Annotated in this window: 16 protein-coding genes and 1 tRNA gene; 7 read left to right on the top strand and 10 right to left on the bottom strand. The window is 75.6% G+C overall.

What is annotated here, in order from left to right:
* Positions 1–23 precede the first annotated feature (23 nt).
* Positions 24–899, bottom strand: a complete 876-nt coding sequence (locus tag ACFU7Y_RS18730; protein ID WP_380768874.1) for a hypothetical protein — start codon at positions 897–899, stop codon at positions 24–26.
* A 42-nt stretch (positions 900–941) separates the two neighbouring features.
* On the opposite strand from ACFU7Y_RS18730, the gene ACFU7Y_RS18725 reads away from it, so the two are divergent.
* The 4 genes from ACFU7Y_RS18725 to ACFU7Y_RS18710 all read left to right on the top strand — a co-directional run bounded on the left by ACFU7Y_RS18725 (position 942) and on the right by ACFU7Y_RS18710 (position 3802).
* Complete coding sequence (locus ACFU7Y_RS18725; RefSeq protein WP_380768872.1) at positions 942–1535, top strand: GNAT family N-acetyltransferase; 594 nt, start codon at positions 942–944, stop codon at positions 1533–1535.
* Between the two features lie 195 nt (positions 1536–1730).
* Positions 1731–2471, top strand: coding sequence for a sensor domain-containing protein (locus tag ACFU7Y_RS18720; protein WP_224282593.1), 741 nt, complete (start codon positions 1731–1733; stop codon positions 2469–2471).
* A gap of 83 nt (positions 2472–2554) precedes the next feature.
* Complete coding sequence (locus ACFU7Y_RS18715; RefSeq protein WP_380768870.1) at positions 2555–3301, top strand: class I SAM-dependent methyltransferase; 747 nt, start codon at positions 2555–2557, stop codon at positions 3299–3301.
* Positions 3302–3337: 36 nt separating this feature from the next.
* Positions 3338–3802 (top strand): GNAT family N-acetyltransferase, encoded by a 465-nt coding sequence (locus ACFU7Y_RS18710; RefSeq protein ID WP_224282591.1) that lies wholly within the window; start codon positions 3338–3340, stop codon positions 3800–3802.
* Here ACFU7Y_RS18710 and ACFU7Y_RS18705 read toward each other — a convergent pair.
* The 8 genes from ACFU7Y_RS18705 to ACFU7Y_RS18670 form a co-directional block, all read right to left on the bottom strand.
* Entirely contained in the window at positions 3799–4920 is a 1122-nt protein-coding gene (locus tag ACFU7Y_RS18705; RefSeq protein ID WP_224282590.1) for a hypothetical protein, read from the bottom strand. The two genes, ACFU7Y_RS18710 and ACFU7Y_RS18705, sit on opposite strands and share 4 nt — an antisense overlap.
* A 520-nt stretch (positions 4921–5440) precedes the next feature.
* The gene (locus ACFU7Y_RS18700) at positions 5441–6226 is read right to left on the bottom strand and encodes a hypothetical protein (protein WP_224282589.1); all 786 of its coding nucleotides are present in this window, start codon (positions 6224–6226) and stop codon (positions 5441–5443) included.
* Positions 6227–6416: 190 nt separating this feature from the next.
* Positions 6417–6490, bottom strand: a tRNA-Met gene (locus tag ACFU7Y_RS18695).
* Positions 6491–6540: 50 nt separating this feature from the next.
* Positions 6541–7944 (bottom strand): PrsW family intramembrane metalloprotease, encoded by a 1404-nt coding sequence (locus tag ACFU7Y_RS18690; protein WP_380768868.1) that lies wholly within the window; start codon positions 7942–7944, stop codon positions 6541–6543.
* 115 nt (positions 7945–8059) lie between these two features.
* A complete protein-coding gene (trmB, locus tag ACFU7Y_RS18685; RefSeq protein ID WP_380768866.1) occupies positions 8060–8890 on the bottom strand; it encodes a tRNA (guanosine(46)-N7)-methyltransferase TrmB in 831 nt (276 codons plus the stop codon).
* Between the two features lie 79 nt (positions 8891–8969).
* Complete coding sequence (gene lhgO, locus ACFU7Y_RS18680; protein WP_224283433.1) at positions 8970–10205, bottom strand: L-2-hydroxyglutarate oxidase; 1236 nt, start codon at positions 10203–10205, stop codon at positions 8970–8972.
* Positions 10206–10299: 94 nt separating this feature from the next.
* Positions 10300–11877: a TROVE domain-containing protein gene (locus tag ACFU7Y_RS18675; RefSeq protein ID WP_380768864.1), complete on the bottom strand. Its 1578-nt coding sequence runs from the start codon at positions 11875–11877 to the stop codon at positions 10300–10302.
* A 571-nt stretch (positions 11878–12448) separates the two neighbouring features.
* Positions 12449–13876 (bottom strand): MFS transporter, encoded by a 1428-nt coding sequence (locus ACFU7Y_RS18670; protein ID WP_224283435.1) that lies wholly within the window; start codon positions 13874–13876, stop codon positions 12449–12451.
* Positions 13877–14691: 815 nt separating this feature from the next.
* Here ACFU7Y_RS18670 and ACFU7Y_RS18665 point away from each other — a divergent pair.
* The 3 genes from ACFU7Y_RS18665 (at position 14692) to ACFU7Y_RS18655 (ending at position 18508) form a co-directional block, all read left to right on the top strand.
* Positions 14692–16827, top strand: a complete 2136-nt coding sequence (locus tag ACFU7Y_RS18665) for an asparagine synthase-related protein (RefSeq protein WP_380768863.1) — start codon at positions 14692–14694, stop codon at positions 16825–16827.
* A 352-nt stretch (positions 16828–17179) separates the two neighbouring features.
* A complete protein-coding gene (locus tag ACFU7Y_RS18660) occupies positions 17180–17701 on the top strand; it encodes a universal stress protein (RefSeq protein ID WP_224285121.1) in 522 nt (173 codons plus the stop codon).
* A 102-nt stretch (positions 17702–17803) separates the two neighbouring features.
* A complete protein-coding gene (locus ACFU7Y_RS18655; RefSeq protein WP_224285122.1) occupies positions 17804–18508 on the top strand; it encodes a DsbA family protein in 705 nt (234 codons plus the stop codon).
* A 111-nt stretch (positions 18509–18619) separates the two neighbouring features.
* Here ACFU7Y_RS18655 and ACFU7Y_RS18650 read toward each other — a convergent pair.
* Positions 18620–19576: NPCBM/NEW2 domain-containing protein (locus ACFU7Y_RS18650; protein ID WP_380768861.1), on the bottom strand; the 957-nt coding region annotated here is incomplete at its 5' end.

Genomic DNA, 19576 nt, shown 5'->3' with positions numbered 1-19576 from the left:
GGCCGGGGGCTCCGCGCGGCGTCTCACTCCTCGACGGGCAGCTGCGCCAGGTACGCCTCGATCTCCTCCTGGCCCGGCTCCGGCGCCAGCTCCGGGAACTCCGTCACCAGCAGCCGCGGCAGCCCCGGCACCGTCCACCCGCCGAACAGGTCGAGCGCCGCGTCGACCGCCGCCTCCTCGAACTGCCCGAAGTCCCCGGCCAGTTCGTCCGGCATCGGCCGTCCCTGCGCGGTCAGCTCGGCCAGGTTGCGGTAGCTGCGCCGCATCAGGCCCTGCTCCAGCAGCCGCCGCGCGCCGTCCGTGGCCATGCCGACCGACAGCACCCGGCCCGGGCCCCAGCCCTGCTCGTCCGGCTCGTCCAGCCAGCCGGCCGGCACCAGCGCCTCGTACGCGGCCAGCCGCTCCTCCTGCGCCAGCTCCCCGAAGCCGGCCAGCCAGTCCCGCACCGCCTCCCCGTCCGTGACGTCCACCCCGTGCGCGTGCAGCAGCAGCGCGTACAGCCGGGGCCAGGTCACCAGGTCGGCGCGGCGCAGCAGCCCTGCCGCGACCTCGCCCTGCCACTCGGCCTCCGCGTGCAGCCGCTCCTGGCGCTTGGCGTTGAGCCGCCGGGCCGCCCGCTGGTGGTCGATCAGCAGCCGGACGGCGTCGCCGTAGGCGAGCGGGTCCTCCTCGGGTGCCGGTTGGACGTACAGGTGGAGCCGCTCGTACAGCAGGTGCTCCACCGCGTCGGAGGTCAGTTCGGGCCAGCCGTCGTGCATCCTGCCCTCGCCCAGCTCCAGCAGCGCCAGCACCGCGCGCAGCGGCCCCTCGGCCACCGGCGCGCGGCCCTGCTCGGCCGCCCAGGCGAGCAGGTCGGCGGCCTTGGTGCGCGGGGCGAGCCGCAGGTCTTCGTCGTTCATAGTCCGAACGGTAGCCGCCGGGCGGGGATAGGGTCGGCAGCCATGGTCCCCGTACGACTCACCGGCCCGCGACTGGCCGTCCGCGAGTACCACCACACCGAGGGCGACGTGGACGCGTTGCACGCGCTGTTCGGCGACCTGGAGGTCACCCGCCACCTGCCCTTCGGGCCGAGCGACCGGGAGGCCTGCGCCGACCAGGTCGAGCTCTACCTGGAGGAGGCGATGGCCGAGGAGCGGGACACCTACCGGCTCGCCGTCACCAGGCTCGCCGACGCCGAGGAGCCGGAGGACGCGACGCCGGTCGGGCAGGCCTCGCTCACCCTCGACGGGCACCGGGCCGCCCACCTCGGGTGCGTGCTGGCCCGCGAGTTCTGGGGCCGCGGCTACGCGGGCGAGGTCGTCGGCCTGCTCTGCGGCCTCGCCTTCGACGCCCTGGACCTGCACCGGCTGGCCGCCCGGGTCGCCGTGGCCAACGAGGCCTCCGTCAAGGTGCTCACCGGGCTGGGATTCCGGCTGGAGGGGCGGCTGCGGCACGACGGGTTCAAGGACGGCGTCTGGTCCGACTCGTTCCTCTACTCGCTGCTCGCCGACGAGTGGCCGGGCCCGGGCGCCCGCAGGCCGGGCCCGGACCGCTGAACGCCGGGGACGGGCCGGGGGCAGCCGCCCGGGCGCAGAGCGGACCGAACGAGACGAGGGGATCGCGGCGGAGGGGGGTTAACCCCACCCCGGATCCGCCAGGCCTCCGGATCCCGTCTGGCCTGCGTGCCCGTCAGACTGGACACCGTCAGCAGGACGAACGACCGACAGCACGAGGGGCCGGGGGCCGGGAGCATGAGCAGCAGCCGCAGCATGGAGGACCGGGAGTGGGACGTCCGGGGCGGTCACGGTGACGACCCGCGCTCCGCCCGGGCCCGCCGGACCGAGCAGCGGCCGGCCCTGTGGCGGGCGCCGTTCTCGGCGTACTACTACCGGGAGGTCGGCTACGCGCTCAGCGGCCTGCCGGTGGCGATCGCCGGGTTCTCCCTCTCGATCGTCATGTTCTGCTTCGGCCTCGGCACCTTCGTGACCGTCCTCGGCCTGCCCGTGCTGGGCGCCCTGACCAGCCTCGCGCGCGGCTTCGGCCGGCTGGAGCGGGCCCGGGTGCGCGGCATGCTGGCCCTGGACGTCCCCGGCCCGGAGCCGGTGCGCCAGGTCCGCCCGGGCAGCTGGGGCGCGATCACCGCGCGGCTGGCGGACGCGGCCGGCTGGAAGGCCGTGCTGTACCAGGTGGTGATGTTCCCCTGGGCGGTGTTCAGCTTCTCGGTGACGCTGGTGTTCCTGCTGCTCGGCTGGGTGCTGGCGCTCTACCCGCTCTACCACTGGGTCTTCCCGACCTACACCCCCTGGCACGGGTACCGGCTGTTCGACTACTCCGACAGCAACGGCATCCAGCACGTGTACGAGGTCCAGGCGCCCTGGCAGATCGCCGTGCTCTCGGTCATCGGACTGCTGCTGGTCTTCCTCACCACGCAGCTGGTCCGCGGTCTGACCAACGTCAACCGGGCCGCCGCCCGGGGCCTGCTCGGCCGCTGACCCCCGGCTTCACCCGGCGGCCCCGCCCGCGTCCCGGACGCCTTCCGGATGCGGACGGGGCCGCTCCGTGTTCGGATGGCGGGGTGGCCGCCGCCGGCATTCCCCCCGCTCACCCGGACGTCCTGGTCACCTCCCGCCCGCTGGACGAGTACTGCGCCCTGTTCGGCCTCACCCGGGCCCGGCTCGCCGCCCTGCCCGGACCGCTGCTGGACTGCCCCGGCGGTGCGGCCGGCCTGGCCGCCGAGGCACGCGAGCTGGGCTGCCGGGTGATCGCCGCCGACCCGGTGTACGCGCTGCCGCTGCCGGCGGTCGTGGTCCGCGCCCTGGCCGCCCGGGCGGCGATGGCCACCGCGATGGCCGCCCGCCCGCAGCTCTCCCCCTCGCCCCGCCCGTACCGGTCCGAGCACTACCTGCGCAGCTGGGACCGCGCCCGTCGGTTGTTCGCCGCCGACTCGTCCGCCCATCCGCAGCGGTACGTGGCCGCGGCCCTGCCCCGGCTGCCCTTCGCGGACGGCGCCTTCGCCCTCACCCTGAGCGGCTATCTGCTCTTCGCCTACCCCGAACTCTTCGGTCCCGAGCACCAGTTGGCGGCGCTGACCGAACTGGTCCGGGTCACCTCCCCGGACGGCGAGGTCCGGGTCCAGCCGCTGCACGACGGGCGGGGCCGCCGCTGCGGCCACCTCGACCCGCTGCGGCACGCGCTCGGCGAGCGCCGGATAGCCAGCGAGGTCCGACGCCTCCCCGGGCCGGTGGACGGCCGCGCCCGGCGGGTCCTGGTGCTGCGGGCCGCCGACCACCGTCGCAGGGCGGTTCGACGGCCGATGATGTAATAGTCACTTATCGGGTGCGCCCCTATACTTGCCCGCATGACCACGACACCGATCCGGCGTGCCGACGGGGCCGACGCCGACCGGCTCACCGACCTGATCCAGGCGTCCTCCGCCTACCACGGCGAGTACGCGGCGATGATCGACGGCTACCGGGTGACGCCCGACTACGTAGCCCGGCACGACGTGTTCCTCGCCGCCGACCCGGCCACCGGCCACCTGCTCGGCTTCTACGCCCTGATCCGCGAACCGGCCGAACTGGACCTGATGTTCGTCGCCGACGAGGCCCAGGGGCGCGGCACCGGCCGCGAACTGATCGAGCACATGCTGGAGCAGGCCCGCCGGGCCGGGATCGCCAGCGTGAAGGTGGTCTCCCACCCGCTCGCCGAGCGCTTCTACCTGCGGGTGGGCGCCGAACGCGTCGGCACCTTCCCCGCACGCGGGACGATCACCTGGGACCGTCCCGAACTGCGCTTCACCGTCCAGGACGCCCAGGACGCCTAGGAGTTCCCCGGGGCCGACGGCCCGCCCGGCTGGGCCGGTACGGCCGGCGGGGCGGGCTGCTCCGGCACCAGGGCCGCCGCCTGGAGCCGGGACAGGATCTTCTCCGCCAGCCAGCTGCGGTCCGACCCGTACGGGATGCCCCGCGGGTCGACCAGCTGCGCCGCCACCGCGTCCCGCAGGCGCTGCGCCCCGGCGGCGGGCAGCCGGGAGAGCAGTCCCCGGGCGGCCAGCAGCGCGTGGTACTGCTCGAAGCCCGAGCGCGGGTGCTCGATCGCGTCCAGCACGCTCGGCAGGTCCGCCAGCGCCGGGTCCCCCTGCATCAGCGCGAGCGCCTGGATCCGCCGGCCCTCGGAGCCGTCCGCGAAGAGGCCCCGGACCTGCTCGGCGGTCAGCGCCGAACGCCGCGCGGTCGAACGGACCTCGGCCACCACGCCCTCCGGCCCGGCCGGTGAACCGGAGGAGGGCGGCAGCTGTCCGACCAGCGCGGCCGGGCGCTCCGCGCTGCCGCCCAGCAGCCCGAGCTGCTGCATCGCGCGGACCCGCAGGTCGTCCGCGCCCACCTTGTCGCCGTGCCGGTCGCGGTCCTGTCCGGCGAGGAAGAGGTCCAGCGCCTGGTCGGTCTCGGTCAGCGCCTGCGGCAGTGCCAGCCGGGTCACCAGCCAGCCGGCCAGGAAGCCGAAGACCAGGAAGTACAGCACCAGCGCCGCCGCGAACGGCACCACGTCCGCGCCCCCGCCGAGCGCGGGCGCCAGCGCCGTACCGAGGTCGTGCAGCCGCTCGCCGAGCGAGCCGAGCTGGGTCAGCCCGACACCCAGCAGCACCTTGGTCAGCCAGTCCGAGACCTGCTCCAGATTGGTGTTCGGCGCGTACGAGCCCTGCGGCTCACCGGTGCCGCCGCCGCGCACCCGGGGCACTCCGAACAGGAAGCCCAGCCCGCCGCCCAGGACGACCGAGGCCCCGACCACCACCAGGCCGCCCCCGAGCGCCTGCCAGGCGTGTTCCCGGCCGAGCGCGAACAGCAGCAGCCCGACCAGGCCCGTCCCGGCCAGTACCCCGGTGGCGCCCCACTGCGCCGTCCGCCGTGCCGCCCCGGCGCCCGGCCGCCGCGCCTTCACCATCGCCTACCCCCTGTGCCCGTGCCGCTCCGCTCCGGAACCCGCGCCGACTCTAGCGCCGCGGCCCCACCGCGGAAACGTCCCGGCCCCGCGCCTCCCGTCACGACGTGCGGAGCCCCGGGAAACGGCGGCGCCCCGGGAACGGCAGAGCCCCCGGACACGCCACGGGGAGCCTCCGGAATCGTGCCGGAAGCTCCCCGGGAACGCAGACGGCCCGCGGGCTGCTCCTTCAACGCCGGCCCGTGCACTGGCCAGGCGCCGAGGCACCGGGGATGTGCCGGTGAGCCCGCGGGCCGGGTGACTGCTTTGGATTCGCCTGCCGAAGGCCTGGGGCCTCACCCCGCGCAGGCAGGGGCGGCTCTAGCGAGCAGCCACCTCACGCATCCTGATGGTACTCAACTCAGGATCACCTCCTTTCAGTGTGCAGCCACCATAGGCAGCCCACCGGAGGAAGGGCAACGGATTATTCGCGGCGCCCGCGCGGCCGACGGAGTCAGCCGTGCGGGGCGCCCGGATCCGCTGCTCAGGCGCTCTTGAGCTGGTCCTTGAACTTGGTGAAGTCGATCGTGTTCTCGGCCGACGGGACCTGGATGGTCAGCGGCTTGTCGAACTCGCTGAAGTCGATCTTGCCGCCGTCCTTGGCGCCGGCGTTCTCGATCCGCACCGGGTAGGGCTTGCCCTCGGTGGCGATGTTGAGGGTCGTGACCTCGCCCTTGGAGTCGGTGGCCTTGAGGCTGAAGGTCTTCACGCCGTTGATGTTGCCGGCGGAGCCCTTCTCGACCTTGTCGCCGGTGCCCTCCTCCGAGCCGATCTTCTTGGTGAACTCGGCGAGGTTGCAGACGCTGGTGAGGGAGCCCATCGACGGGTCGTTCTCGAAGCCGGTCAGGTAGCGGCCCTTGAACAGCTCGGCGGCCTTGGCGCCGTTCGGGCCGCCCATGTTGGTCCAGAACGCGGTGTCCGGCTTGACGTACGAGGTCTTGCCGTCGCTGATGATCTCGAACTTGCCCATGCCCGGCATCGCCATGGTGCCGGTGCACTGGCTCTTGTTGTCCAGCGACAGGTTCATCTCCATCTGGCCCTCGTCGGTGCCGATAGTGCCGGCCATCTTGAGGGAGGTCGCGGAGGCCAGGGCGTCCTTGGCCTGCTTCTCGATGTCCTTCGCGCTGAGCTTGTCGGTGTCGAGCTTCTGCGAGGCGCCCGCCTTGGCGTCGCCGCTCTTCCCGTCGCTCTTGGTACCGCCGCACGCGGCGGTGCCGGCGGCCAGGACGAGGCAGATCGCGGCGGTGCTGACCAGTCGCTTCGACGACATGTGGTTTTTCCTGTCCGGGGTGGCCCGAGCCCCCCAATGAGATGAATTTTTCCTCAGTATGGTTCAGGCACCTGACAGGTGATCGTCGGACGGACCGCCGTTACAGCTTCGTGGCAGGACCGTGTTCTGTCCGCGCCCGGACACGCGAAAGGCCCGGAGGACGTGTCCTCCGGGCCTTCCTGCTACTGAGTAGCGGGGACAGGATTTGAACCTGCGACCTCTGGGTTATGAGCCCAGCGAGCTACCGAGCTGCTCCACCCCGCGTCGGTGAACACAACAATACGTGGAAGTCGCCGAGATGGGAAATCGGTTCTTCAGACGCCTTCGGCGGCCCCGCGCCCGGGGCCCCGCCGAGCCTGGCGCGACTGCCGTCGGGCCCGCCCCTCCGTCCGACGTCGGCCGGGCGCCGTGTGCCGGGCCGCGCGGCACCTCGCCCAGGCCGCGAAGCAGACCAGCGCGGCGAAGCAGGGCACCATCAGCGCCCCGTACACCACCAGGAAGCCGTCCGTGCCGAGGTCGGCCGCGGCGTTCCAGGTGCCGTGCAGCGTCATCGCCAGCAGCAGCCCGGCCGGCACCGCCAGCCGGGCCAGCCAGCGCCGCGCGGTGGTGAGGGCGACGGCCAGGCCGATCCCGGTGAGCGCGGTGAACAGCGGGTGGGCGAAGGGGGAGAGCAGGGCACGCAGCACGAAGGTCTGCACGGTGCTGTCGAAGTCGCGCAGGCTGGGCGGGTCGCCGAGGCCGATGCTGTCCAGCCGCTGCCGCTGGTCGCTGGTGAAGGCCCGGCCCAGGTACAGGGCGTTCTCGGTGAACGCGAAGCCGCAGGCCGTCATCCCGCCGAGCACCACCCCGGCGGCCAGGGTGCGCGGCCGGGAGCGGTGGTGTGGTGCGCCGGAGGGCGGGGCGGGGCGAAGGTAGGGCAGTGGCCGCAGGTGCGGGCGCAGCCGCAGCCGGCCGCGGGCGTGCGGCCCGACCGGGTGGCGCGGGTGCGGGCGGGGGCTCCGGGGCGCGGGCAACCGGCGCAGCAGCGGCGCGCAGGGGCGTCCGGTGCGGCGGCCGTGGCAGCGCAGCCGCCGGCCGAGCGGGAGCAGGAGCACCAGCAGGGCGGAGGCCTTGGCGGTCTCCTCGATCACCGGGGTGGCGATCCCGGCGCCGAGCAGTTCCCCGAACGGGCCCCGGTACCGGGTCAGGTAGCTCGCCGTCCAGTTGTTGGCCAGGATGGCGACGGTGGTGGCCGCGCAGGCGCCCCAGCCGAGGCAGAACACGGTGTGCCGCAGCGGCACCCGGGCGGTGAGGTTGAGCCAGGCCAGGCCGCCGAGCACGAACGGCAGCGGCACCATCGCCAGGCCCAGGCCGACCAGCAGCCCGACCGTGCCGGTCTGCCGCTGGACCAGGTGCAGGATCAGCACCCCGCAGCCGATCAGGGTCAGCACGGCGGTCGCGGTGACGGAGGAGAGCGCCACCGAGCGGCTGCGGCCCGGCGGGGCCCCGGGAGCGGCGGGCGTCCCGGCCGCGGCGGGGGAGGCGGTGGGCGCCCCGGGCGGGACCGGTACGGCGGGCGCGGTACCCGGCCGGGGCAGCAGCCGGTGGGCCCGGCGCCTCCGGGGCCCCGGGATGGTCCGGGTGTCGCCGGTGCTCGGGACCGTCTCCGGTGCGTCGGCGGCGGCTCGAACCGTCGTCCGACAGTTCCTCCGGAACCCGCCGCCGGACGGGCTGCCCATGCGGCACAGGGTAGGCCACGGTGACGGCCCGTCGGGAGGACTCGGGACGAGCCGTCCGTCCCGGGCCCGACCGCACGGCCGCCGCGCGTCCGCCCGTTCGAACGGCCCCGGTGGGTCAGCGGCGGCGGAACAGCAGGTCGTGGACGACGTGGCCCTTGGCGATCCCGGCCCGTTCGAACTTGGTGACCGGACGCCAGTCCGGCCTCGGGGCGTAGCCGGGAATGCTGCCGTCCGGGTGGTCCGCGGGCTCCAGCCAGCCGGTTCCGTCACCCTCGGGGTGCAGGTTCTCCAGCTCCGGCGAGGCGGACAGCACGGCCAGCATCTGCTCCGCGTACGGCTCCCAGTCGGTGGCGCAGTGCACCAGGGCGCCGGGGGCGAGCCGGGGCAGCACCAGGTCGAGGAAGTCGGGCTGGACCAGCCGGCGCTTGTGGTGCTTCGGCTTGGGCCACGGGTCGGCGAAGTAGACCCGCAGACCGGCCAGGGAGGCGTCCGGGAGCATGTCGCGCAGCAGGATCACCGCGTCGCCGGCGGCCGTGCGGACGTTCCGGGAGCCGTCGCGCTCCAGCAGGCCGAGCAGGTTGCCGTGGCCGGGGGTGTGCACGTCGGCGGCGAGGATGCCCATGGTCGGGTCGGCGGCGGCCATCGCGGCGGTGGTCTCGCCCATGCCGAAGCCGATCTCCAGGGTCACCGGCAGGCCGCCGAACAGCTCCGGCAGGTCCAGCGGGCTGCCGTCGATGGGGATGCCGTACGTCTCCCAGCTCCGGTCCAGGGCGCTCGCCTGGGCGTTGGTCATCCGGCCCCGGCGCGGCTGGAAGCTGCGGATGCGACGCTCGCGGTGCTGGGCCTCGGTGGCCTTGTGCGGGTACATCGGCGCGGGGTAGGCGGCCGGCGCGGCGGACAGCCGGGCGGACGGCGAGGTCTGGGGGATCGGGGCGGTGGCAGTCACAATCACCCGAGTCTACGGGGCTGTCGGGGCTCTCCGGCCGGGCCTGTGACCGGACTCATCGGCCCGACCGCTGCTCGGCTCACCCGCCGGCCTCCAGCGCGGCCAGGGCCCGGCGGGCCACCTCCCGGCCGATCGGCAGTGAGGCCGTGGCGGCGGGCGAGGGCGCGTTCAGCACGTGCACCGCGCGGCGCGGGGAGCGCGGGTCGTCCGGGTCGAAGCCGGCGAAGGCGAAGTCGTCCAGCAGTGAGCCGTCCCGGGCCACCGCCTGGGCCCGGACCCCGGCGGCGGCCGGCACCAGGTCCTCCGGGGCGACGGCGGGCAGCAGCCGCCGGACGGCCGTGGTGAACGCCCGCTTGGACAGCGAGCGGTGCAGTTCGCCCAGCTCGTACCGCCAGTGCCGGCGGGCGATCCGCCAGGTGCCGGGGAAGGCCAGGGTGTCGGCGAGGTCGCGCGGGCGGACGGTGCGCCAGTCGTAGCCCTCGCGGGCGAGCGCGGGCACCGCGTTCGGGCCGACGTGGACGTCCCCGTGGACGCCCCGGGTGAGGTGCACGCCGAGGAAGGGGAAGGCCGGGTCGGGCACCGGGTAGACCAGGCCGCGCACCAGGTTCCGGCGCCGCTCGGTCAGTTCGTAGTACTCGCCGCGGAACGGCACGATCCGCACCCCGGCGTCGTCCCCGGTCAGCCGGGCGATCCGGTCGCTGTGCAGCCCGGCGCAGTTCACCAGCACCCGGCAGCGCAGTTCTCCGGCCGGGGTCCGCAGCGTCACCCCGTCCCGGCGCCGGGCCACGGCCAGCACCTCGCTGCCGGGCCGCAGTTCGGCGCCGGCCTCCCGGGCCAGCCGGGCGTACGCGGTGGCGACGGCCGGGAAGTCACAGATGCCGGTGGTGGCGACGTGCAGCCCGGCGATCCCGGTCACCTCGGGCTCGTGGCGGGCGATCCCGGTCCGGTCCAGCTCGGTGACCGGGATGCCGTTGGCCCGCCCGCGCCCGGCCAGCGCCGCCAGCCGGGGCAGTTCGGCGGCGCCGGTGGCCACGACCAGCTTGCCGGTCACCTCGTACGGAATGCCGTGCTCGCGGCAGAACGCCACCAGCTCGGCGGCGCCCGCGACGGCGAACCGGGCCTTGTACGAGCCGGGGCGGTAGTAGACGCCGCTGTGGATCACCCCGCTGTTGCGCCCGGTCTGGTGCGCCGCGAAGCCGGCCTCCTTCTCCAGGACCGCGAGCCGCAGCCCCGGCCGTGCCAGGGTCAGTGCGTACGCCGTGGCCAGCCCGACGATCCCGCCGCCCACCACCGCCACGTCGACCTGGTCCGTCACCGCGCACTCCTCGCCCTCGCCCGGCCCGTCCTGCCGGGGCCGATGCTGCCACGGCGGGACGGGCGGGTCGAGGGCGCGCGGAGGGGTGCCCGGGCTACGCCTCCCAGGGCCAGGCGGCGTTCGCCCCGGCCTCCAGGAGGGGGATCAGCCGGAAGGCCGCGTCGCTCAGGCCGCCGAAGGTGTGCCGGTGGGCGCCGCCGCTGGGGCCGTGGCCCGGGGCGTAGCCGGCCAGGTTCCAGGTGTAGACGGGCACGTGGGCCGGGACGGCGGCGAGCGGGTCGCCGCCCCAGCGGCCCGGGCCGGTCTGCTCGTCGGTGACGATCACCACCCGGTCGTGGCCGCGGTAGTGGGTGCGGACGGCGTCGGCGGTGTTGGTGCCGCCGAGACTGGAGAAACGTTCCAGCACCCGCAGCACCGCCTCGCCCCGGCCGACCTCGACCACCTGGCTGGTGGTGCCGAACTCGACCAGGTCCGCCTCGGCGGCCCGGACCTTCAGCGCGGTGCCGAAGATCGCCGCCGAGTCCGCCCGGTTGAGCTCGGTGGGCCCGCCGGAGCGGTCGAACATCGAACCGGAGCGGTCCACCAGGATCAGCGTCCGGCCGGGCAGTTCGGGCACGTTCGCCAGCGAGTGGCCGAGCGCGGTCTCCAGCGCGTGCCCCCAGCGCAGTGAGGGCACGTTGCGGTACGCAGCCAGGTAGCGGAACGGGAACTGGCGCGAGCGCCGCACCTCGCCCTTGTCGGAGATCCGCCGGGCCACCTCGGCCGCGGCGGCGTCCGAGACCCCGGCCCGGTCGAAGTTGCGCAGGTTCCGCACCAGCGCCATCGGACCCATCGACGGGATGACCGCCTCCCAGACCGCCGCGTCCAGCGGCCCCTGCAGCCAGCCCGCCAGCGCCTCCCAGGTCAGCCCGGCGGAGGCCAGCCGCTCGGCGCCGTCCTCGGCGGTCACCGCCGCCCGGCGCTCCTCGACGGGCAGCGCCAGCAGCGCGCGGTTGGCGGTCAGCATCCGGTCGGCGGCCGGCGGGACGGCCTCGTCCGGCCGGTGCCGGCGGTCCAGCGCGTACGCGAACAGCGCGCCCTGCCACTCCTTGTCCGGGGCCGGCGAGGGGTGGGTCAGCTCGATCACGTCGCCGAAGCGGTAGCCCTTGCCCGCGGTGTCGTACTTGAGCAGCGAGCGGGCGTCGTACAGGCGCTGGACGGCGTCCGCGACGCCGCGCTTGAGCGGCTTGGGCAGCGCCCGGCCGTAGCGCGAGGTCCAGTAGGCGAGCAGTTCGCCGGGCTCGTCGGCGCGCCGCAGCACCGCCGCGACGGCCTGCCGGGAGTGGCCGTGGGCGCCCGCGTCCAGCCGGGCGCGGGTGAACTCGGCGGCGCCGACCAGGGCGGCGGTGCGCATCTGGGCGCCGTAGCGCAGCCAGCGCAGCAGCCCGACGGTCCACTCCGGCTCGGCGACCGCGAGTTCGCGCACCAGCGCGGTGTAGCGGTCGTCGCGCTCGCCGCCACGCTCGTGGAAGGTGTCCTGGCCGACCATGTTGGCGACCGCGAGCAGGAAGAGCTCGGACTTGCGGTCCCGGACGAAGCCCGGGCCGCCGTTGTGGTTGACGGTGCGCCGGCCGGTGGTGGCCACCGGCGAGCTCGGACTCGCCTTGGCCTTGCGGAAGTTGAACCTGGACATGCGGAAGCCCCCCTCGGCCTGCTGGTATCAGTGGGGAGGGAGGCATGCCGCGGCCGGGGTGCCCGAGATCGTGCCGGCCGCTGGGCGGCCGACGTCGGCGGGGGTGTATGCCTTGTGCTCTACCGAATTGAGCTAGCGGCCGCACTCGCGCACGGCACGCCCGGGACTTGAACCCGGAACCGCAAGATCCGAAGTAACCCCCGCCTGCGCACCGGGCACTCCGGAGCGCGCTGCCTCCCGAGATCAAAGGTGGCGGCGGTGTTTCGCGGGCTCGAACCGCAGCGTCCTACGGACGCCTCACCAAGAAGTAACCGCCGCCGTCGCACCGGGAGGTGCGGACGAACTATTCACGTGTAGGTGTCCAGAGATCGAAGGCGGCTGAGGTGACGAAGCTGCTCTGCCGACTGAGCTACACCGGCCCGAAGCCGGTGACGGGACTCGAACCCGCGACCTGCCCATTAAGAGTGGAAGTAACCTCTGCCTGCGCACCTGGACGGGAGAAACCCTAGCCAGGTCCCTCCCGTCGCCGCACTCCATTTACCGTCGGGCGCCGGAGCGCCGTCCCGTCCGCTCACGCCGGAGCGACGATCACCGCCCGCGCCCGCTCGGTCAACTCCCGTACCCGGCGTTCACCCTGGAAGGGCTCCAACCGCCGCAGCATCTCCACCACGTACTCCCGGCTGCGCTGCGAGGAGATCCGGCCGGCCACCTCGACGGCGCGCTCGCCGGCGGCGACCGCGGCGTCCAGATCGCCCGCCTCCGCCTCGGCCATCGCCGAGACCACCAGCCGCAGGCCGTGCGAGCGGACGAAGCCCTCGGTGGGCGTGGCCAGCGCCTCGCGGGTGAACTGCCGGACCTTGGAGGGCACTCCGAGGTCGCGGAAACACTCGGCGGCGTCGGCGGCGAGCCGGTCGTAGGCGTAGAAGTCGATCCAGGCCGGATCGGGATCCCCGGCGCGCGCCCGTTCGAGCGCGCTCTCCGCCGCGCCGAGCGCCGTCGCACACGCCGCCGCATTGCGGGCCTTGGCCTGGGCCCGGGCCTCCACCAGGTGGAAGAAGCTCATGGTGCGGGCGGTGGCCAGGCCCCGGTTGCGCTCCAGCGCGGCCTGGGCGAGGTCGACCGCCTCCTCGGCGAAGCCCCGGTAGCCCGCCTGGAGGCTCATCGAGGCCAGCACGTAGCCGCCGAGCGGCACGTCGGCGGCGGCCCGGGCGAGCCGCAGCGCCTGGATGTAGTAGCGCTGGGCGGCCTCGTGCTGTCCGGTGTCGAAGGCCATCCAGCCGGCCAGTCTGGTCAGTTCGGCGGTGGCCCCGAACAGGGCCCGGCCGACCGCGTCGCTGTACGAGGCGAGCAACAACGGCGCCGCCTCCACCCGCAGGCACTCCGGCACCATCGACGAACGCCAGTCCCCGCCGCCGTACTTGGAGTCCCAGCGGCGGGCCTCCTGGGCGGCCTCGCGGAGCTTGGCGGCGTCCGAGTGGCCGACCCGGTAGGAGGAGGCGTCGCTGGGGGAACGCGGCACCTCGCGGGCCACCGAGCCGTCCGCGGGGGTGATCAGCCAGCGGGAGACGGGGGTCGCGTAGGCGGCGACCGAGAAGGTGCCGGCCAGGCTGTCGCTCCAGCGGCCGCCGCCGGGGCCCCGGCGCAGGTCGAGGTCGACCCGCCACAGGTCGGTCGCGGACCGGACCGCGTCGGCGACCTCGCGCGGGAAGGCCAGGCCGAGTTCGGGCGCCGGGTCGGTGTCGCCCAGGCCGATCTCCTCCAGCGGGACGGGGCGGCCGAGCTTGCCGCCGATCGCGGTGGCGATCAGGTGCGGGACGGGCCCCTGCGGCACCATGCCCTTGCTGACCCAGCGGGCCACCGAGGTCTTGTCGTACCGCAGGGTCAGCCCGCGCTGGGCGCCGAGGTCGTTGACCCGGCGGGCCAGTCCGGCGTTGCTGATCTGGGCGAGGGTCAGGAGCGTGCCGAGCCGTTCGTTCGGTCCACGTGGGCTGACGGTCATGGTGGCGGCGACACCTCCTGCGGCCTTGTGCGCGGGGCCCGGGCGGCACCGGGCCGTAGCTGCTGTACCTAGCGTAGTCGGACGCGTTCCGACGGTTAAGAGGTCGCATTCCGGATGGCGGGATCGCGCACTCGGCGGTGCCGCACCGGGGTTGGTCCGGACCACTCGGATCCGGCCGACCGCGCCGCGCGCCGGAGCGTCGTGCTCCGGTCCCGTGTTCACGTGCGCCCGGCCGTGCTCCCTGGCCCGACCGGCTGGTCGGCGATTCGCTGGTGGTCGTGGGTCGGCCTGCCGTCGAGGACCCGGCGGGCCGGGGGACGCCGTCGCCTCAATCCCCGCGGGCGGCGGTGAAGTCCGGGAGGGCATGCGGATGCCCTCCCGGGCTGGGCGACGCCTTTCGGCCATCTCGCGATGCCCATGTCAAAGGTGTTCGCGGGCGGTCCGGGCCGGGGAGGGGGAGGTCCGGCCCGCCCACCCCCCGGAGCGCCGGGAAGATCGAACTCCCCGGCGGATCAAGGAACTTGCCCACCCGCAGTGATCGGGTGCCGGAGGAGCCCCGGGCCCGGGGCGCGCCCGCGAGCGGACCCTCGTCGGCCCGCGCGGCCGCAGTGACCGTCGAGCGGCCGGTCCGAACGGAAGCGGAACCCGGAACACCGGCCACGGCGACGTCCCGCGGTGGCACGATGTCTCCTGACGGCGCGTCGAGCTGCGAGGGCACGTCGGGACGCGCACGGGCCGCCACGGCACACCACCCGGCCGCCCGGCGGGCGGCGAACGCGCCGCAGGGATGCAGGTCCTCGTCCGGTGGAGGCACGATGCGGTGGCTGACGGGCTGGTGCACGGGCGCGCCGAGCGCGGGCACCCCGGTGTACGAGGCGCTCGGCAGGATCGAGCCGATCGCCGCGCGCCCGCTGTGGACCGGGCCCGACCCGCTCTGGGCCGTGGGCGACTGGCGCCCCACGGAGATCCGCCTGGTCACCCTCCGTCCCGGCGCCGCCGCCGTGGTCAGCACCGGCCCCACCGCCCCCGACCAGGTCGAGGACACCCCCGCCACCTCCCGGCTCGCCGTCCTCGGCCACTGCGGCGCCACCGACGCCGAGCTCGCCGCCGGCCTCGCCGCCGCCCGCGGCGGCGCCGTCCGCCACCTGACCGCCTGGCCCGGCAGCTACACCGTCGTGCTGCGCTCCGGCATCCGCTCCACCCTGCTGCTCACCGACCTCGCCGGCGCCCAGCCCGTCTTCCACACCCCGTGGGCCGGCGGCACCGCGTACGCCACCGCGGCCCTGCCGCTCGCCGACCTGGTCGGCGCCGCGCTGGACACCGGCCACCTCGCCGCCCGGCTCGCCTGCCCCGAGTCCCCCGAGGCGCTCGGCACCGGCACCCCGTACCTGGACGTCCAGCGGGTGCCGCCCGGCCACGTGCTCGGCATCCGCGGCGGCCGCCCGTACCTGTCCGGCTACGACGATCCGGCCGGCGCCGAGCAGCCGCGCGACGAGGCGCCCGCCGTCCGCGAACTCACCCGCGCCCTGCTGGAGTCCGTCCGCTCCCGGGTCCGCACCACCGCCCCGGTCCCCGATTCGGCCGGGCGGGCCCGGCTCGGCGTCGACCTCTCGTACGGGACGGCCTCCGCGACCGTCGCGCTGCTCGCCGCCGCCGTCCCGCTGCCACCGGTGCCCGCGGCCACCGCGGCGGCCCGGGCGGCCACCGCAGGGGCCAGGAGCGGCGCGGTCAAGGGCTCCTGGGCCCGCGCCACCGCCCCGGAACCCGCCGCCCCCGAGCAGCTGGCCGCCGTCACGCTCGGCGAGAGCGAGCCCCCGGCCGGCCTCGTGCTCGCCCCCGAGACCCCGCGACTGCGGCACACCGTGCTCGACCCCGGCCCGGACACCCTCCCGTACGCCGGACCGGGCACCGACCCGCAGGCCGGCCGGCTCACCGACGAGCCCGGGCCCGAACTCGTCGCCGCCGCCCGGGCCGAGGCCCGCTTCGACGCCGGCGGCACCGACCACCTCACCGGCTACGGCGCCCGCCAGGTCCTGGACGGGCACCCGGCCCGGCTCGCCGACCTCATCCGGGCCGGCCGGCCGCGCGAACTCCTGCCCCCGGTCGTCGCGCTGGCCGGCGCCGACCGGGCGGCCGCGGGCGTCCTCACCGGCGCGCTCCGCACCCCGCTCACCGTCGTCCGGGCCGCCCACCGGCTCTCCCGGGTCCGCTACGCCGAGGCGCTGGACGAGGCGGCCGCCAAGCTGACCGCCCGCCACGTCCCGAACGGCGCCGACACGGCGGGGGCCCGCTCGGCCGTCGACCTCGCCTGGTGCGTGCCCGGCCCGGCCGCCCGCTGGCTCTCCGACGAGGCGCTCTCCTCGGTCGCGCTACGGCTCCGCCTGGCGGCGCGCAAACCGGCGCCCGAGGAACATCCCGGCGCGCACCGGGCCCGGCACGCCCTCTACCGGCAGGCTCGCTCCTTCCGCACGCTCGTGCACGCCGCCGAACAGCCCGGACAGCGGCTGCACGCGCCCTTCCTCGACAACCAGGTGGTGCGCGCCGCCCGACTGCTGCCCGACGACGTCCGCCTCCAGCCCGGCGCCCGGCACGCCCTCCTGCACGCCGTCCTCACCGGCGCCGGCCGCACCGACCTGCCCCCCGACTGGGGTCGCGGCCCCCGCCCCGACCGCACCGCTCCCGCCCGCGCGGGCCTGCGCCTCGCCGCCGACGGGCTCGCCGAACTCTTCGACGCCCCGCTGCTCGCCGACGCCGGCCTCATCGACCTCCCCGCCGTCCGCGCCGGCCTCGCCCGGTCCGCCGACCCCACCAACCCCCTGTCCCCCTCCGCCCTCGCCGGCCTCGCCGACCTCGTCTCCACCGAACTCTGGCTCCGCCGCATCCGCGCCCGCCGCCACGGCGCCTGCTGGACGGGCCTGCCCAGCCCCCGCCAGCCGGCCCTCACCTCGTGAGTCCGGTCCCGTCACCGCGGCGCGTGGGCCTGCGTTGCCACGACGCGGTCTGCGGAGTCCTGCCCAGCGGCGGGAGCCCGGTCCCGCGTCCGGCGCCTCCCGCCACCGAGGCGCCCATCGGACGGGGTCCCCAGCCGCCCACCCGGACGCGCTGAGCCCGCCCGGCTCGCCCCGGCCCCCGCCCCGCAACCCCGGCCCCGGCCGTCCCCTGACCCCCGGAGCGTGCTCCGGCACACGCGACTTCTCCGCCTCCTCCACTCCTCCTCCCCGCCCTGCGGCGCGGTTGCCGGGCCCGGATCGGCGGGGCGGTGATGATGACGGGGGTGTGGATCCGGGGCGAGGAGGACGTGCGGTGGCCGCTGGGAGCGCGGGGCGGGATGTGCCGGTCGTGCTGTCGGTGCTCGGGCGTCCGCCGGCGGGGCGGCCGCCGGGGGTGCTGGCGGCGTGCGACGGGTCGGACGGGTCGCTGTGGGCGCTGGACCGGGCGATGACGGAGGCCGAGCGGTTCGGGCTGCCGCTGTACGTGCTCGCCGTGGTCAACCCGGCGCCGGCCGGCTACCCGCCGGGGATGGCGGAGCTGGTGCAGGAGAGCGTGGAGACGCTGGTCGAGAGCATGGCGGACGGGCTGCGCCGCTCGGTGGCCGCCGTGCAGCGCCAGCGTTCCGCGCCGTACGCGGGGGAGCTGTCGCTGCACGTGGTGCTGGGCAATGTGATCGAGGTGCTGCTGGAGGCGGCGGCCCGGCAGCACACGCTGGTGATCGGGACCCGGGGCAACGGCGGCTTCGCCCGGCTGCTGCTGGGCTCGGTGTGCTCGGCGGTCGTGCACCACGCGGCCTGCCCGGTGCTGGTGGTCCCGGCGCCGCCCGCGGCCTGACCGGCCGGGGGGACGCCCGCGGGGTGCCGGGAATGTCCCGAGATGGTTCATCGTTCACCCATCTCGTACACATCTGACAAGACGCCCCCTGGAGCCACCCGCATGAAGGTCGAGATCTGGTCCGACATCGCCTGTCCCTGGTGCTACATCGGCAAGCGCCGTTTCGAGCAGGCCCTGGCGGACTTCCCGGGCAAGGAGCGGGTCGAGGTCGTCTACCGCCCGTACCAGCTGGTCCCGGACGCTCCCGCGACGGCGAGCCCGCACCGTGCCTGGCTGGCCGAGCGCTACGGCCCGCAGTCGGTGGCGATGGACGCCCGGGTGGCGGAGCTGGGCCTCGTCGAGGGCATCACGTACGACTTCGACGCCGCGCTGCACGCCAACACCTTCCTGGGACACCGCCTGCTGCACCTCGCCGAGGCCGAGTACGGCCCGGCCGCCCAGGGACGGCTGAAGGAGGCACTGCTGAAGGCGCACTTCACCGACGGCGTCGACGTCGGTGACCGCGCCGCACTGACCGACGTCGCCGTGTCGGCCGGCCTGGACCGGGACCGGGTGACCGCCTACCTGGCGGGCGACGAGGGCACCGCCGAGGTCAACGCCCAGCTGGCCGAGGGCCGGGAGCTGGGCATCAACGCCGTGCCGACCTTCGTCTTCGAGGGCAAGTGGGCGGTTCAGGGCGGCCAGGACGCCGCGACCTTCCGCAAGGTGCTGGAGCAGGTCGCCGCCGAGATCGGCGAGCGCCGCCCCGCCCCGGTGCAGGTCGCCCCGGCCGGGGAGGCCTGCGCGGACGGCTCCTGCGCCATCTGACGGCCGGTCGCGGCCGTGCATTCCGCGTCGGTCGCGCGGCACCGCGGACCCGAGGCCCGCTCCAGGCCCCCTGGAGCGGGCTCCGTCATGAGCGCCCGGAGCGAGCCCCCGTCACGAGCAGCGGAAGCGGGCCTGGGCCCAGTCCGCAACGTTCAGCGCCGACCAGATCCCGTTCACCGGTGTGACCACCAGCTTGACCGACTTCTGCCCGGTCAGCGGCACGTGCACCGGCATAGCGTCGTCGCCGACGGCCAGCGCGCGGGAGCGCCACAGGGTGGTGCCGTCGCCGCCCTGGACGGAGAAGACGACCCCGCCCGGCGAGAGCGTGGCGTCGTCCACCCCGACCACCGCGTCGAAGGACGTGCAGCTGCGGTTGAGGTCGATCACGGTGGTCGCCGGGGCGTGCACGGTGATCGCGTGCGGGTGGTAGTCGCCGCCGATCCAGCCGCCGTCACGCTGCCAGAACTTGTCGCTGCCCTTCTGCCGGATGCTCGGCTCGGGCAGCGGCACCCGGTTGTTGCCGGGCTTGAGGACGGGCAGCGAGTCGCCCCAGAAGTCGCTGAGCACGGGCGGCGTCGGCGTGGTGACGGTCGGGGTCGGCACCGGCGGCAGGGTGGGCGTCGGGATGACCGGCACGTCGGGCGTGGGCAGCGGCGGCAGGGTCGGCACCGGCACGACCGGGGGAGCGACGGTCGGCTGCGGCGCCTGCGGGCCGGGTGCGGGCATGACGGGCTCCGGCGCCTGGGTGGTGGCGGGCGGCGGAGTCGGCGTGGACTTGGCGGCCGGCTCGGCGCCGGGGCTCGCCGGGGGCGCTTCCGGGGCCGGATCGGCGGCGCTGGGCGCCGGGGCCGGGGCCGGGGCGGTCGCAGCCGCGGGCGGCGTCGGGGAGGCGGCGGCCGGGGCGCTGGTGACCGGGGGAGCGGCCACCGGGGGATGCGGCTCGGGCGAGCCGGTGAGCGCGTACGCGGCGACGGCGGCCGCGGCGACCGCGATGGCGGCGGCGACCCCGGCCTTGGCGGCGGTGCCCAGGCCCTCGCCGACCGCGGCGCCCCCGCCCCCGCCGGAGGC

Origin of the sequence: Kitasatospora sp. NPDC057542 (assembly GCF_042801945.1) — a bacterium.
In the GTDB taxonomy this organism is placed as follows: Bacteria; Actinomycetota; Actinomycetes; order Streptomycetales; family Streptomycetaceae; genus Kitasatospora.
This window is presented reverse-complemented; position numbering and strand designations above follow the sequence as displayed.

What these genes read in the sequence shown, in the direction of transcription:
- ACFU7Y_RS18730 (WP_380768874.1), bottom strand. Translation starts at nt 899, where the DNA reads ATGAACGACGAAGACCTGCGGCTCGCCCCGCGCACCAAGGCCGCCGAC.
- ACFU7Y_RS18725 (WP_380768872.1), top strand. Translation starts at nt 942, where the DNA reads ATGGTCCCCGTACGACTCACCGGCCCGCGACTGGCCGTCCGCGAGTAC.
- ACFU7Y_RS18720 (WP_224282593.1), top strand. Translation starts at nt 1,731, where the DNA reads ATGAGCAGCAGCCGCAGCATGGAGGACCGGGAGTGGGACGTCCGGGGC.
- ACFU7Y_RS18710 (WP_224282591.1), top strand. Translation starts at nt 3,338, where the DNA reads ATGACCACGACACCGATCCGGCGTGCCGACGGGGCCGACGCCGACCGG.
- ACFU7Y_RS18705 (WP_224282590.1), bottom strand. Translation starts at nt 4,920, where the DNA reads ATGGTGAAGGCGCGGCGGCCGGGCGCCGGGGCGGCACGGCGGACGGCG.
- ACFU7Y_RS18700 (WP_224282589.1), bottom strand. Translation starts at nt 6,226, where the DNA reads ATGTCGTCGAAGCGACTGGTCAGCACCGCCGCGATCTGCCTCGTCCTG.
- ACFU7Y_RS18690 (WP_380768868.1), bottom strand. Translation starts at nt 7,944, where the DNA reads ATGGGCAGCCCGTCCGGCGGCGGGTTCCGGAGGAACTGTCGGACGACG.
- ACFU7Y_RS18675 (WP_380768864.1), bottom strand. Translation starts at nt 11,877, where the DNA reads ATGTCCAGGTTCAACTTCCGCAAGGCCAAGGCGAGTCCGAGCTCGCCG.
- ACFU7Y_RS18670 (WP_224283435.1), bottom strand. Translation starts at nt 13,876, where the DNA reads ATGACCGTCAGCCCACGTGGACCGAACGAACGGCTCGGCACGCTCCTG.
- ACFU7Y_RS18665 (WP_380768863.1), top strand. Translation starts at nt 14,692, where the DNA reads ATGCGGTGGCTGACGGGCTGGTGCACGGGCGCGCCGAGCGCGGGCACC.
- ACFU7Y_RS18655 (WP_224285122.1), top strand. Translation starts at nt 17,804, where the DNA reads ATGAAGGTCGAGATCTGGTCCGACATCGCCTGTCCCTGGTGCTACATC.